This window comes from Limnohabitans sp. 15K (assembly GCF_002778285.1).
GTDB lineage: Bacteria > Pseudomonadota > Gammaproteobacteria > Burkholderiales > Burkholderiaceae_C > Limnohabitans_A.
This window is the reverse complement of record NZ_NESM01000001.1, coordinates 1,777,812-1,791,200: the sequence shown is the minus strand read 5'-3', so window position 1 is coordinate 1,791,200 and position 13,389 is coordinate 1,777,812. Positions and strand designations below refer to the sequence as shown.

The window sequence follows — 13,389 nt, the reverse complement described above, 5'->3', positions numbered from 1 at the left end:
CGGATTTCAGGCGTCGGTGAGCGGCAATCCGATCAACGCTGACAGCTCTTCAAGCCCCAGACCCTCCACGGTATCGATCACCACCAAACCGTTGGGCGTGCAAGCCAACGTGGCCAAGTCGGTGTAGACCCGCTTGACACAAGCAATGCCCGTCAGCGGATAAGTGCAAGCCTGAACCAGTTTGCTTTGGCCTTGCTTGGTCAGCAGGTCCATCATCACCCAGGTTTGCTTGGCCCCAATGGCCAAGTCCATGGCACCGCCAACAGCCGGAATGGCATCGGCCTCTCCGGTGTGCCAGTTGGCCAGGTCACCTTTGGCGCTGACCTGAAAAGCACCCAACACGCAGATGTCCAGGTGCCCACCGCGCATCATGGCGAAACTGTCGGCATGGTGGAAATAAGCGCCACCGGGCAGCAAAGTCACTGGCTGCTTGCCTGCGTTGATCAGGTCGTAATCTTCGAGGCCCTTGGCCGGGGCAGGGCCCATGCCCAAGATGCCGTTTTCACTGTGCAAGAGCACCTCGCGCGAAGCGGGAATGTGGTTGGCCACCAAGGTGGGTTGGCCAATGCCCAAGTTCACGGTCGCGCCTTCGGGGATGTCTTGGGCCACTCGGGCGGCCAGCTCGTCTTTGGTGCGTCGGGTGTAGCTCATGCCTTGATGCCTCCGGCCTGCGTGGCCACACGGTCAATCTTGACCACTGCTTGAACAAAAATGCCGGGGGTGACTACGGTCTCGGGGTCCAGCTCGCCCAGGGTCACTTGCTCGTGCACGGTGGCCACCGTTTTGCGGGCCGCCATCGCCATGATGGGGCCAAAGTTGCGCGCCGCTTTGCGGTAAGTGAGGTTGCCCCAGCGGTCGCCGCGCTCGGCCTTGATGAGGGCCAGATCGGCATGGATGGGCGTTTCGTAAACGTACATGCGCCCATCGATTTCGCGGGTTTCTTTAAGTGAGCCATCCGGGTTTTTGGCCAACTCGGTGCCAAAGCCGGTGGGGGTGAAAAACCCACCAATGCCTGCACCCGCTGCGCGGATGCGCTCGGCCAAATTGCCCTGCGGCACCAACTCCAGCTCGAGCTTGCCCGAGCGGTACAAACCATCGAACACTTGGGAGTCGGCCTGTCTTGGGAAACTGCAAATGATTTTGCGCACTCGCCCTGTTTTGAGCAAAGCCGCCAGGCCCTGCTCACCATTGCCCGCGTTGTTGTTGACCAGCGTGAGGTCACGCGCACCTTGCGCGATCAAGCCCTCGATCAGCTCTTCAGGAATACCCGCTGTGCCGAAGCCGCCGATCAGGACGGTGGAGCCATCGGCGGTATCGGCCAGCGCTTGGCTGACCGTGTCCACAAACTTGTTGATCATGCTGTTTTACTTTTGTGAATTGGCAAACATTTTTTACTTGTTGAGATTGTCGCCATCCATGGGCGGCAGAGTTGGAACATCGGTGACGATCCAACCTTCCAACGGTCGGTGAATACCCTGTGGCACTTCTGACCGTGAAGTGCTTCAATCCCACAATCTTGACAATTTCACCCATCTTAAGGAGTGTTGCCCCATGACCACCCGTCGCCAACTGATGCAAGGCGCTGCCGCCAGCATGCTGGGCTTGGCCCATCTGCCCAACTTTGCGCAAACTCGCCTCGAAAATCTGCGCATCATTGTGGGCTTTCCGCCCGGTGGCACGACCGATGCATTTGCCCGCCGAATCGCTGAGAAGATGCGTGGCACCTATGCCAACAACGTCATCGTGGACAACAAACCCGGCGCTGGTGGCCAAATCGGCGTCACCACCCTAAAGTCTGCAGCGGCTGACGGCGCGCACATCCTGTATTCGCCAGCCTCCATGCTGACGATTTACCCGCACTCTTACACCCGGCTCAGTTACGCTCAGTCCGATGTGACCCCCATCGGCATTGGGCACTCGACTGACCACGCTTTTGTGGTCGGACCTGCTGTGCCCGACTCGGTCAAGAACATCAAAGACTTCGTTGAATGGGCCAAGGCCAATCCAGGCAGAGCCAGCATCGGCAACCCTGCTGCGGGCTCCATGCCTCACTTGCTGGCAGGTCGCTTGGCCATGCTGGGCGGCTTTCAAATCACCAACATCCCTTTCGCAGGCTCTGGCCCCGCCATTCCGCAAGTCATGGGCGGGCAGCTCGCGGGCATGTCATCGCCACTGGGCGATTGGGTGCAGCACCACAAAGGCGGCAAGATCCGAATTTTGGCCACCTCAGGCCCCGATCGGGCAGTTTTCACGCCCGATGTGGCCACTTACCGCGAGCAAGGCTTTGGCGAATTGCTGGTGCGCGAGTGGTTTGGTTTCTTCGCTCCTGCAGGGGTCAGCGAAGCGGTCAAGCAAAACCTGAATGCGGCGCTGCGCCAGGCCATGGGCCAACAAGACATCCGCGATTTTGTGACGCCATTGGCCGCCAACTTGGAAGCCAGCACCACGGCCGAACACACACGCCGCTTGGCAGATGACTCGGAAATGGCGCGTCGTTTGGTGACAGCCCTCGCCTTCAAAGCCGACTCTTGATGGGCCGGGTCAAGCGCGACGTTTCCAGTCGTGGTACTTCTTGACCCAAGCCAATAACTTTTCGGGCGCGTGCGCCCGCTTCCACTCACCCGCCGCATATTTGTTGGCCTCGGACATCGTGGGGTAGGTGTGGATGGTGCCCAAAATCTTGTTCAAGCCCAGGCCATGCTTCATGGCCAGCACGTATTCGGCCAGCAAGTCACCCGCGTGGGCGCCCACGATGGTCACGCCCAAAATGCGGTCTTTGCCTGGCACGGTTAGCACCTTCACAAAGCCATGCGCCTCACTGTCTGCAATGGCCCGGTCCAGGTCGTCGATGCCGTACTTCGTGACCTCGTACGCGATGCCTTGGGCTTTGGCCTCTTGTTCGTTCAGACCTACACGCGCCACCTCGGGGTCGATGAAGGTGGCCCAAGGGATCACGCGGTAATCGACCTTGAAGGATTTGAAGTCGCCAAACAGCGCGTTGACTGCCGCATACCAAGCCTGGTGCGCGGCCGTGTGGGTGAACTGGTAAGGCCCGGCCACATCGCCTGCGGCGTAGATGTTGGGGTAGAGCGTTTGCAAATACTCGTTGGTCTCGACGGTGCGGTGCGTGGGCACGCCAATATCTTCGAGGCCATAACCTTGCAGGCGTGCCACACGACCCACGGCGCAGACCAGCGCGTCAAACACGATCTCCACTTCTTGCCCCTGTGTGGAGGCCACCAAAATTTTGTCCTTACCCCGGCGCTCACAGCGCAGCGCCTTGTGTCCTGTGAGCACCTGCACGCCGTCGGCCTTCAATGCGTCGCGTGCCAGCGCAGACACCTCTTCGTCCTCGCGCACCATGATGCGCTCGCCCATCTCGACCTGCGTGACCTGCGCACCCAGGCGGGCAAAACTTTGTGACAGCTCGCAGCCAATCGGCCCGCCGCCCAGCACCACGATGCGCTTCGGAATGTCGTCGAGCTTGGCAAACTCGTCCCACAGCGTGTCGCTGGTGACGTAGCCCACGTCATCGAGGCCCGGCAAAGGCGGCACCATGGGGCGTGCGCCCGCCGCAATCACGATGCTCCGCGCGGTCAGGCGCTGCACCTGGCCATCGTTCAAAGTCACTTCCACGGTCCACGGGTTCAGCAACTTGCCGTAGCCCTGCAACACCTCCACGCCCAAGCCGGTGTAACGCTCGATGCTGTCGTGCGGCTCGATGGCTTTGATCACGTCGTGCACGCGCTGCATCACCGCTTTGAAGCTGAAGCTCGGTGCCGCATCGCTCAGGCCGTAGTTCGACGCGTGGCGCATTTGGTGTGCCAGCTTGGCGCTTTTGATCAGCGCCTTGCTTGGTACACAGCCATAGTTCAAGCAGTCGCCGCCCATCTTGTGCGCCTCTATCAGCGTGACCTTGGCCTTCACGGCTGCCGCGATGTAGGCGCTGACCAAACCGCCCGCGCCGCCGCCGATGACGATCAGGTTGCGATCAAAAGTCTTGGGGCGCTGGTCGGCCCAGCGGGCGTAGACCTTGCGCTTTTGCACAGCGGCCACAATGCGGCGAGCGATCAGCGGAAAGATGCCCAGCAGCACAAAGCTGCCCAAAAGTGCAGGGCTCAAGATGCCCTTCACCGAATCGAGTTGCGCCAACTGCGTGCCCGCATTCACATACACCGCCGTGCCCGCCAGCATGCCCAGCTGGCTCACCCAGCAATACGTCCAGGTCTTCATGCGCGTCAGGCCCATGAGCAGGTTGATCAGGAAAAACGGCACCACCGGAATCAGGCGCAAAGTGAAGAGGTAAAACGCGCCCTCTTTGTCCACACCCGCGTTGATGTCGGCCAAGCGCTGCCCAAAACGCGCTTCGACCCATTCGCGCAGCACAAAGCGCGAAGCCAAAAAAGCCAAAGTGGCACCAAGCGTGGAAGCAAACGACACCAGCAGCAAGCCCTGCCACAGGCCAAACACGGCACCGCCGCCCAAAGTGATGATGACCGCGCCCGGAATCGACAGCGCCGTGGCCAAGACGTACATCCCAAAGTAAGCGGCGGCCACCATCAAAGGCTGCTGTGCATAGAGCTGGTCAAAACTGGCTTGGCTGGCCTTGAGCTGCTCAAAGCTGAGATAACGCCCCAAGTCCAGCGCCACAAATGCACCGATGGCCAGCGCCAGCAAGAGCAGCAAAACAATTTGACGAAGACGCATTTAAGGGGAACTCCTGATGGGGCGATCACTTGGTAGATGGTGCGAGATGTGCACTGCCCAAGACCGTGAACGATAACGCTGATGAACTGACAGTTCGGTGCTGCTGGGCAAAAAGTTACAGTTGATCGCCACCACCCGAGCAAACCAACTGCCAAGCCAGGTATTCAGAGCGGCGCAGCCGGTAGCGGGCCACGCTGCCTTCGTGCAACTGGTGCAGCGCCTCGGCCAACATGCGGGTGAACGCATCTTGGTCTGCTGCGGGCACCTTCATGCGCGCCGCCACAGGGGCCAGCGCGTCTGGGCTGGGCGCTTGCAGGCCCTTGACCACCGCCTGCACGGCCTGAATCAACGCTTCGCGGTATTTGATTTTGAAGGGGTCCGGCTCGACCATGGTTTGGGTGATGGCCAGATAACGCTGGCACGAACGTTCATACGCCCACACAAACACGTCGCGCAACAAATCGACCTCATTGAGCTCATACACCCCCAAAGTGCCTTCGATGTAAGCCCGCACGGGCACGTCGATGAACGACAAGGGGCACAGCTTGTGCTGGATCTGCGGCATGTTGGCGGCAATACGCGACACGCGTTTGTTCACATCTTCAAACGGCTGCAAATACGGCAGCTGCACCATGAGGAAAAACGCCTGCTCAAACGGATCGGGAATGGCGGCAGCTTTGCCAAGCAGCAGCTCAAAACAGTCCTCAATCACCTGGGGCATGGCGACGGGGTGAAACACCGTGCCCGAAATCTCCACCACGCGCCGACGCAGACGGCCACTGGCCTGCGGGTCGCGCATCAGGTCTTGCGACAAGACGGCATGCAGATTTTTGAACGTGAAGGCATCAAAGCCCACCTCGTCCGTGTCCTCAATGAGCATTTCGATGGCGGCTTTGTGATTCAGGATCATCTGCGTTTCGATGGCGTCCTTGCCCTGCGCGGCCTGACCATGCTCGATCAGGTTTTGTGTGTCCAAGCGGCTGTAAGTGTTGCCCTCCAGCCTCGATGAAGCCCACGACAAATCCACCAGCAACCGGCTCAAGATGTCCCGGGCGTAGGTGCCTGCGGGCCGTTCATGGGCAGGCGTGCGGCCCATCTCGTGCAGCTGGCTGCGCAGCTCGGCTGGTAAATAAAACGTGACACCCGGCTGATACGCCTCTAAAAACTCACGCCGATAACCGACCGGCCGGCGATGCATCAGCGGCTGCCGGACCCGATCACGGATGCTGGCACCTGCGGGTGAGACCGGCAGATCGGGTTCCGGCTCGGCCACACCCACTGTGGCAGTGACGCCCCGGTCACCGCCCCCGCCCGCAAGCTGCGCCCAAGCCAGCGCCTCCGGCTTGTAGACCAGCGCAATGCTCTGCCCCTCAGACGCGATCCGCTGCGCATCGATCAGTTTGAGCAAGCGGCGTTGCAAAGTGCGACGGTTCAGCGCCCCGCCCTGACGCTGCACCATGGCCGCCTCAATCTCGGCAATGCCGATCCCGCCTGGGTGAGCGGCCACGATGGATTCGATCAGTTGCAATTCGTCGGCGGGGGTGATGCGGGGCATGGGGTGGCCTTTTAGGGCAATTTGTCGCGCTTAAGGGCCAAAGCACAACTTAGAGCGACAGTATTGATGGCCATTATGTCGCTCAATGTGTCGCGCTTGCAAGCGATAGTGTCGTTCAATCAGCTTATGAAGGCGCTGAGGCGTCATTTTTCACCGCAAAAAATGCTGCGAATAAGCCGCATATTCGCCGCAATCGCACATACCAGTTTGTGCTTGGGGTGGGTTTGAGGGTCTTATGGGGGTTTACACGTAAACGTGTTTTGTAGTTAATTTTTCGTATTTATTTGGGTATAGTTGGGCTTTTCATGCTTGCTGCGCTGGATGGTGCGGGAAGGAAGTTGCAAGGGGTTGAATGACGGGTTTGGTCTTCAAATTTATACCTGCATGTACATACAGCATCTGGCCCGAAACCCATGGCGGAAGCAACTTGCAACGATTTCAACAAAAGGATGTAACGACACGAGCCGGGTGTCTCAACCTGGTTTTGTGGTCTACATCACGTTAGAGCAAAAGAAGTGAATATTTTTTAACTACCTAAGGGGTATCACAGTGAAAGTCAGCATTAAAGATCTAGCCGTCAACATGGATCTCGGAAACAACGGCGTCACATTCGACGTTTATGACAACGAAGGAAAGTTTCTAGGAGACCTGCGCCTGGGAAAAGGCACTGTGGAGTGGTGCAAGGGAAAAACCCAAGCTGGCAACGGCGTCAAAGTAAAGTGGACTGAACTAATCAACCATTTTGAAGAAGACAAAGCTCCTAAAAAGCCAGCTAAAAAGGCGCCGAAAAAGAAGCCCGTGCCCTAACTGGTTGCTCGTCACGGACACGCAGCCGCATGTTGCCGCTTCGCGGCACGGGCTGCGCGCCGGACAGCGCCAACGTTATACCCAATCACCCAATGGAGAACTTCTAATGTCATTCGTCGGCGAAACAACCGCGCTTAATATAAAAACTTCCATCGGCAAGACATTCAGAATATTTATAACAGAACAAGTTGGTGGCTATTGGATAGCAACAATTCTGTATGCAGCCAATAGTGTAATTAGCGCCCAGAATGAGCTTGCAAATAGCCGTGAAGAGGCATACAGAAAAGCCTCCGAATGGACTCGTAATAATATTGATGCCAAAGCCGATATAGATTCCCTTTAAACATCAGTTCTCGGCATAACAATTCGTTCAAGGCTGCGAATGGAATCGGTGTGGCGCTCGATCAAGAGCCCAATCATTCAGTCTGAAATTTACAAAACATTTATTGATGCCGACGCTCGAATACCATCTTATCGAACCAAGTTCATCAAGCCCTCACAGGTTGACCTTTTTCAACCTGAGCTATCAGCGAGGGAAATGCTTGAAAAAGGTCTTGCTGAGCGTCCGTCTATAGAAATGCGGCAAAACAATGTTTGGCACGTTGGCAACGTTGAATATTTCAGTGACGGAGGCGGAAGATTTGCCATTGGTCGCACAACACTCACAACTGTTGAAAAATTCGATGAAACGACCGGGAATTTCACTGAACTAATTGATGATTCAGGCCCATATACCTTAGTCTATTTCGACAGCAAATTGGGCCTGCTTGGCATTGGAAAAAAGACCAAAGTTGCTGCAGATGTCAGATCAATAGCAAGAAAAGTTCAGAAACTGCTTTCATCAACTGTATTGGTAAAACGCAACAAAATTGAAGTACGAGTTGAATTCATACGTGACCCCGAAGGTTTCCTGCAAAAGCTCTTTGCGGCTTATACAATTAAACGATTCAAGGCTACATTTACTGGCCCAAACCCAATTGATGCAGACGATCTCTTTCAAAAGCCCATGTCATATTACTGCCAACAGTTAGAAGCTGAACAGGGCAGCGTAACAGTTACTGGAGAATCTCTGAATGAAAATGCCGTTGCAGCTGTTGCAAAATCTACCGCGGCAACAGCAAACGATGCTATGGCAGTTATACAAAACGCCAAAGGGGAACGACCAGTAAGTATTTCATTCAAAGGTGACGCAAAAAAAGTTATTGTCGAGCAAGATACTAAAAAGGAGGAAGTGCTTCGGATAATAAAAAACACTTACAAAGAGGTGCGGCAATGATCTATGACCTGTTAGTCAACTCAATAGATGAGTTAATTCGATCACTAAATAGTCTACCAAATAACTTTGTATTTCGTGGTCAGTCGGATGCGTCTTGGGGTCTTCAATCAACTCTAGAGCGAACCATCGGTACGAAATGGAATGCCCGAAATGCGCGGAAATTCGAGGACTACTCGCTAGATGTATTTAAGTCTAAGTATCACATTTATAGCGGTACTGAACACATTCCAAAATCTAAACTGTCATGGTTGTCTGTGATGCAGCATTACGGTGTTCCAACAAGACTCATTGACTTTACAACAAGCCCATACATAGCACTATATTTTGCCTTAGAAACTTACGATCCACAGTCCAAGAAAGACTTGTCTATTTATTGCCTAGATTATTCCGCGATAATGGAAAAATCTATTGAGTACATCAAAGAAAAGGACAAATTGTTTAATGAGACCAGATTCTCAATCCAAGGAAAACAAGACTTGGTATTTGAAAGCACAGTGGACCGCTACTCATACGACATTGCATGGATCACAGAGCCTATTGAACTAAACGCCAGAATAGATCGACAATCCGGCACATTTCTTATATCTGGGAACCTTGAGAGCACAATCGACTCTGTAATAAATTCGCCGCTTTACGACTCAAGCAAACTCAAAAAAATAATAATCCCAGCAAGCCTCTACGAAGGTATATATGTAGCACTAAGGAAGATGAGTATCAACTCAAAATCCATATACGGCGATCTGACTGGCTTGGCAAAGTCAATTCGAATGGAGCTGCAAGCTTACACACAATAAATGAATTTCTAACTGACGTTTTAAAACGAACGTCAATTCTTCGCATTGATTTAGGATAAAGTGGATTTTTGAAATTACTAAGAGGCATGCTGAATTCAAACCATATAAACAAAAATAGTGCTTCGATTTAGCTACACCCCAACCGCCAATACCCCCACCCAATCCGCATACCCGTCGTCACCGCACACAACACCGCAAACCCATAAGCCAACACCCCAAAGTGTTCAGGCCAGATGCACATGACAGCAAACACAGTGATGGTCTCGGTGGCTTCGGTAAGCCCCCCCAAGAAGTAAAAGCTTTTGCCCGGTAAGGCGGTGTCCGTCAGGCCGCGTTTTTCGGCCAGCGCGGCGAATGCCAAAAAGCTGCTGCCGGTACCGATGAAGCTGGCCAGCAGGGCTGCGGCGGGCAGGGCGTTGGTGGCGGGGTTGGCCACCGCAAAGGCAAAGGGGATCGCCGCGTAAAACACGAAGTCCAGCGCGATGTCCAGGAAGCCGCCCGCGTCGGTGGGTTGGGTCAGGCGGGCCACGCTGCCGTCCAGGCCGTCGAGCAAGCGCGAGGCCAGCAGCAGCGCCAAGCCCCACCACCACGCTTGCAGCGCAATGGCCACGGCGGCGGCCATGCCGATGGCAAAGCCCAGCCAGGTCAGCGCGTCGGCGCTGATGCCTGCGCGCACCAAGCCGCGTGCGGCGGCGTTCAGCGCGGGGCGCAAAAGGGTTTGGGCGTGACGGTCAAACATGGCTTGGGCTTTCTTCGGTGGCGCGCAAGTGCACCACGCGCTGCGGGTCGGCCACGTCTTGTTCGTCGTGCGTGACCAGCACCACCGGGATGCGCCGCTCGCGCACATGCGCAAACACCCACGGGCGCAGCTGGGCGCGCAAGGCGGCGTCGAGTTTGGAAAACGGCTCGTCCAGCAGCAGCGCTTGCGGCTCGGCCAGCAAGGCGCGCATGAGCGCCACACGCGCACGTTGCCCGCCCGAGAGCGTGGACGGGTCGCGCTCGCCCATGCCAGTCAGCTCGGCTTCTTGCAGCGCTTGCTGCACACGCGCCTGGCGCTGTGCAGGCGGCAAGGCGCGGGGGACCGCAAACAGCAGGTTTTCGGCCACCGTCATGTGGGCAAACAGCAAAGCATCCTGAAACACCAAGCCGATACCGCGCTGGTGCGTGGGCAAGGTGGTGAGGTCACGGCCGTTCAGCTGCACGCGGCCGTCAAACTGCAAAGGCTGCAAACCTTCGGACACGCTGGCCAGCGTGCCCGCAGTGGCGGCCAGCACCGAGCTTTTTCCGCAACCACTCGGCCCCATGAGCGTGAGGATCTCGCCTGCGGGCACCTGAAGGTGCAGGTCTTGCACCAAGGTCTGCGCCGCAGTGCCCAAGCGTTCGATGTCGATCTGAAGTCCCGCGTTCATGTGTTGTCTTTCATCGACCCGATCTTCTCAAATTGGCGTGGCCTGCCCAAGTAAGCGGCCAAAGCAAAGGCCAACACGGGCAAGAGCATCTGCAAAGCCGCATAAGCGCTCATGAGCGAGCGCTGCGCGCCAGACGCCAGCGTCACGGCCTCGGTGGTCACGGTGGCAAAGCGCCCCGCCCCCACATACAAGGTGGGCAAATACTGCGCCACACTGACCGCAAAACCCACCGCCCAGGCCGAGGCGATGGTACGCTTGAGCAGTGGCCATTTGATGTGCAGCAATTCAGTCCATCGGCCCTGACCCAAGCTGGCCACCACAGCCGATTGACGCGGATCGACCGCCAAATAGGCGGGCTCCAAGGCCAGCAGCACATAAGGCAGCACCATTACCGCATGCGCCAAAAGCAGGCCCAGCCACTGCCCCTCCAGTCGCCACTGCAGCGCCACGCTGTAGAGGCCCACCACCCACAGCACCGAGGGCAACACCAGCGGCAGCAACCACCAGGGCCGCAAAGCCTGTTGCCAGCGGCGCGTTGTCAGCTCCAACCAGGCCACCGACCAAACCAGGCACACACTGGCAGAGGCCGCCGCCAAACCCAAGGTGGTCCACACCGTGGGGGCACTGGCGACTACCTGCAACCAAGCATCACCCGTCCACAGCGATGGCCAAATCTGCGGAAAAGGCCAGACGCCCGACACACTGCCCACCGCCAAGGCCCACCAAACGGCCAGATAAGCCCCGCCGATGGCCCAACCCACCCAGGGCGAATCACCCTGCATCAACAGAGTGCTGCTCGCGCCTCTGCGCAGACGCGCCCATGCGCGCAGCACCATGACGGTCACCGCCGCCAAGATGGCCACACTGACCGTGAGACAACCTGCCGCTGCCGCGCCTTGCGCCTGCATGGCCGCATCGGCATCACCCAGCCATTGCCAGGCCAGCACCGCCAAAGTAGGTGGCGTCGCAGGTCCGATGATGAGCGCCATGTCCACCACCGTGAGGCCATAGGCCAACACCGCCAGCAGCGGCCAGCGCAAACGCGGGGCCAGCTGCGGCCAGACCACTTGGGCAAAGGCGGTGGCGGGCGTGTGGCCCAAAGTTTGGGCCAGTGCAAATTCAGCTTGCCATCGTCGGCGCAGGTCTTCGCGTTGCAGTTGCGTAGCCGCCACCCAGAGCAAAAACGGCACTTCTTTGAGCCAAAGTGCCAAAATCAATCCCAAACCCCACGGGTCTTGTGTGGTCAACCAAGGCGGTGGTGCATCAAAACCCGACAGGCCCGGCGACACCAGGCGCAAAGCCCAGCCGCTGGGTGCGAGCCACAGCACCAAACCAATGGCCATGGCCGCGTGCGGCGTGGCCAGCAAGGCAGGCACATGGGTGAGCCAGCGGGCCAATTGCTGCCGAATGAAACCATGGGCCAACAAACGCGCCACAGTCCACCACACCAGCACCGTGGAGGCCAGCCCGGTCCACAGCGTCATGCCCCAAGCACGCAGCGTTTGCGGATCGGCCCACAAGGCCTGCCAAGCGCTGACGTCCAGCGCTTGCGAAGCAGCCGCCCACAGCGCCCAGCCCATGGGCACGGCAGCGATCAAGGCCAGCAAGAAAGCGGGCAAGAAGCTCACACGCCGTAACGGCGAGTCCACTCTTTTTCGATTGCATCCACCCAAGACGCATGCGGCTCGGGCAGCACGGGGGCCGTCACGGCCACTTGCCCGGGTCGCGATGCCGATTGAAACCGCGCACGCTCAGCCGCAGGCAAGCGGGCCACATCCAGCACCGTCGGGTCGCCCCAGACATCGATGTCGGCCTTGCGCGCTTGGGCGGCGGGCGAGAGCAAAAAGTTGGCGACCAGCTGCGCACCCGCTTTGCTGGGCGCGTTGTACGGGATGGCCACAAAGTGGGTGTTGCCAATCGTGCCCTTGGCGAACTGCCAGCTCTGCACCGTAGCGGGCAGGCGCTTGGCGGCGATTTCGTTGGCCGCTTCATTGGGGTTGAACGTCAAAGCCATCACCAATTCACCGTCGGCCATCATCTGGCGCACAGCGGCAGAGTTTTGCGGGAACTGTTTGCCGCCGCGCCACAAGTGCGGGTGCAGCGCATCCAAAAAGCGCCACAGCGGCGCGGTTTGCGCCGCCAAAGCCGCAGGCGTCACAGGCAGGGCCAACGCTTTCACGTCCGGCGCGTGTTCGATCAAGGCCTGCTTGATGAAGGTGGTGCCATGGAACTCGGGCGGGCGCGGGTAGGTGATGCGCCCCGGCTGGCTGCGGGCCAAGGCCAGCAGCTCGGCCATGCTTTGCGGGGGCTTGGCCAGACGCTTGGCATCGGCAAAAAACGTCAGCTGCGCCATGCCCCAAGGTGATTCCAGTCCGTCGGTGGGCACCGAAAAATCCACCAGCGTGGTGGGCTTGCCCACCGTGTCCACCCACTGGAAATTCGGCAATGTTTCTGCGAAGGGCGCAGACAACAAGCCATCATGTTTCATGGCGGCAAAGTTTTCACCGTTGATCCAGACCAAGTCCACCGTGCCTTCGGTGTCTTTGCGCCCGGCTTGCTTTTCGGCACGCACACGCTTGATCACATCGGCCGCATCGCTGATCTTGACGTGCTGCAGCTTGACGCCAAAGTCGCGCTGCAACTCGCCCGCCGCCCATTGCAAATAAGCGTTGATGCGTTCGCTGCCTGCCCAAGCATTGAAGTACACGGTTTGGCCGCGTGCGGCGCGCAGAGTATCAGCCCAAGCAGTGCTTGCAACTTGCGCCGCCGCAGGGCGCACAGCCAAAGTGGCGGGCAATACCGAAACCGCGCCCAAAGCAGCCAAGGTTTGACGTCGATTCC

At 57.8% G+C, this 13,389-nt stretch carries 13 protein-coding genes; 5 read left to right on the top strand and 8 right to left on the bottom strand.

Going from position 1 to position 13,389, the window contains the following annotated elements; all coding sequences use genetic code 11:
* Positions 1–6: 6 nt before the first annotated feature.
* Both B9Z40_RS08430 and B9Z40_RS08425 read right to left on the bottom strand, forming a co-directional pair.
* Complete coding sequence (locus tag B9Z40_RS08430) at positions 7–651, bottom strand: 3-oxoacid CoA-transferase subunit B (RefSeq protein ID WP_100172744.1); 645 nt, start codon at positions 649–651, stop codon at positions 7–9.
* Positions 648–1,358 carry a 3-oxoacid CoA-transferase subunit A gene (locus B9Z40_RS08425; RefSeq protein WP_100172743.1) on the bottom strand — a complete coding sequence of 237 codons (711 nt, stop codon included), beginning with the start codon at positions 1,356–1,358 and terminating at the stop codon, positions 648–650. The genes B9Z40_RS08430 and B9Z40_RS08425 overlap by 4 nt, the downstream gene beginning before the upstream one ends.
* 193 nt (positions 1,359–1,551) lie before the next feature.
* On the opposite strand from B9Z40_RS08425, the gene B9Z40_RS08420 reads away from it, so the two are divergent.
* Complete coding sequence (locus tag B9Z40_RS08420) at positions 1,552–2,532, top strand: tripartite tricarboxylate transporter substrate-binding protein (RefSeq protein WP_100172742.1); 981 nt, start codon at positions 1,552–1,554, stop codon at positions 2,530–2,532.
* A 9-nt stretch (positions 2,533–2,541) separates the two neighbouring features.
* Here the strand turns inward: B9Z40_RS08420 and B9Z40_RS08415 are convergent, their stop codons facing one another.
* Both B9Z40_RS08415 and B9Z40_RS08410 read right to left on the bottom strand, forming a co-directional pair.
* On the bottom strand, positions 2,542–4,707 hold the full coding sequence (locus B9Z40_RS08415) for an FAD-dependent oxidoreductase (protein WP_100172741.1): 2,166 nt from the start codon (positions 4,705–4,707) through the stop codon (positions 2,542–2,544).
* 115 nt (positions 4,708–4,822) lie between these two features.
* Complete coding sequence (locus B9Z40_RS08410; RefSeq protein ID WP_100172740.1) at positions 4,823–6,262, bottom strand: Fic family protein; 1,440 nt, start codon at positions 6,260–6,262, stop codon at positions 4,823–4,825.
* A 549-nt stretch (positions 6,263–6,811) separates the two neighbouring features.
* On the opposite strand from B9Z40_RS08410, the gene B9Z40_RS08405 reads away from it, so the two are divergent.
* The 4 genes from B9Z40_RS08405 (at position 6,812) to B9Z40_RS08395 (ending at position 9,139) form a co-directional block, all read left to right on the top strand.
* Positions 6,812–7,069 carry a hypothetical protein gene (locus B9Z40_RS08405; protein ID WP_100172739.1) on the top strand — a complete coding sequence of 86 codons (258 nt, stop codon included), beginning with the start codon at positions 6,812–6,814 and terminating at the stop codon, positions 7,067–7,069.
* 106 nt (positions 7,070–7,175) lie between these two features.
* Positions 7,176–7,412, top strand: a complete 237-nt coding sequence (locus B9Z40_RS17085) for a hypothetical protein (protein WP_143473943.1) — start codon at positions 7,176–7,178, stop codon at positions 7,410–7,412.
* Positions 7,413–7,451: 39 nt separating this feature from the next.
* Positions 7,452–8,345 (top strand): hypothetical protein, encoded by an 894-nt coding sequence (locus B9Z40_RS08400; RefSeq protein ID WP_199172508.1) that lies wholly within the window; start codon positions 7,452–7,454, stop codon positions 8,343–8,345.
* Entirely contained in the window at positions 8,342–9,139 is a 798-nt protein-coding gene (locus tag B9Z40_RS08395; protein ID WP_100172738.1) for an FRG domain-containing protein, read from the top strand. The genes B9Z40_RS08400 and B9Z40_RS08395 overlap by 4 nt, the downstream gene beginning before the upstream one ends.
* Before the next feature lie 127 nt (positions 9,140–9,266).
* Here the strand turns inward: B9Z40_RS08395 and B9Z40_RS08390 are convergent, their stop codons facing one another.
* Genes B9Z40_RS08390 through B9Z40_RS08375 form a run of 4 tightly spaced genes read right to left on the bottom strand, consistent with a single transcriptional unit; the run spans position 9,267 to position 13,372 of the window.
* The gene (locus B9Z40_RS08390) at positions 9,267–9,878 is read right to left on the bottom strand and encodes a CDP-alcohol phosphatidyltransferase family protein (RefSeq protein ID WP_100172737.1); all 612 of its coding nucleotides are present in this window, start codon (positions 9,876–9,878) and stop codon (positions 9,267–9,269) included.
* The gene (locus B9Z40_RS08385) at positions 9,871–10,548 is read right to left on the bottom strand and encodes an ATP-binding cassette domain-containing protein (protein WP_100172736.1); all 678 of its coding nucleotides are present in this window, start codon (positions 10,546–10,548) and stop codon (positions 9,871–9,873) included. Before B9Z40_RS08385 ends, B9Z40_RS08390 begins: the two co-directional genes overlap by 8 nt.
* Positions 10,545–12,176 (bottom strand): ABC transporter permease, encoded by a 1,632-nt coding sequence (locus tag B9Z40_RS08380; protein ID WP_233204836.1) that lies wholly within the window; start codon positions 12,174–12,176, stop codon positions 10,545–10,547. Before B9Z40_RS08380 ends, B9Z40_RS08385 begins: the two co-directional genes overlap by 4 nt.
* Positions 12,173–13,372 (bottom strand): ABC transporter substrate-binding protein, encoded by a 1,200-nt coding sequence (locus tag B9Z40_RS08375; protein ID WP_233204835.1) that lies wholly within the window; start codon positions 13,370–13,372, stop codon positions 12,173–12,175. The genes B9Z40_RS08380 and B9Z40_RS08375 overlap by 4 nt, the downstream gene beginning before the upstream one ends.
* Positions 13,373–13,389: the final 17 nt, after the last annotated feature.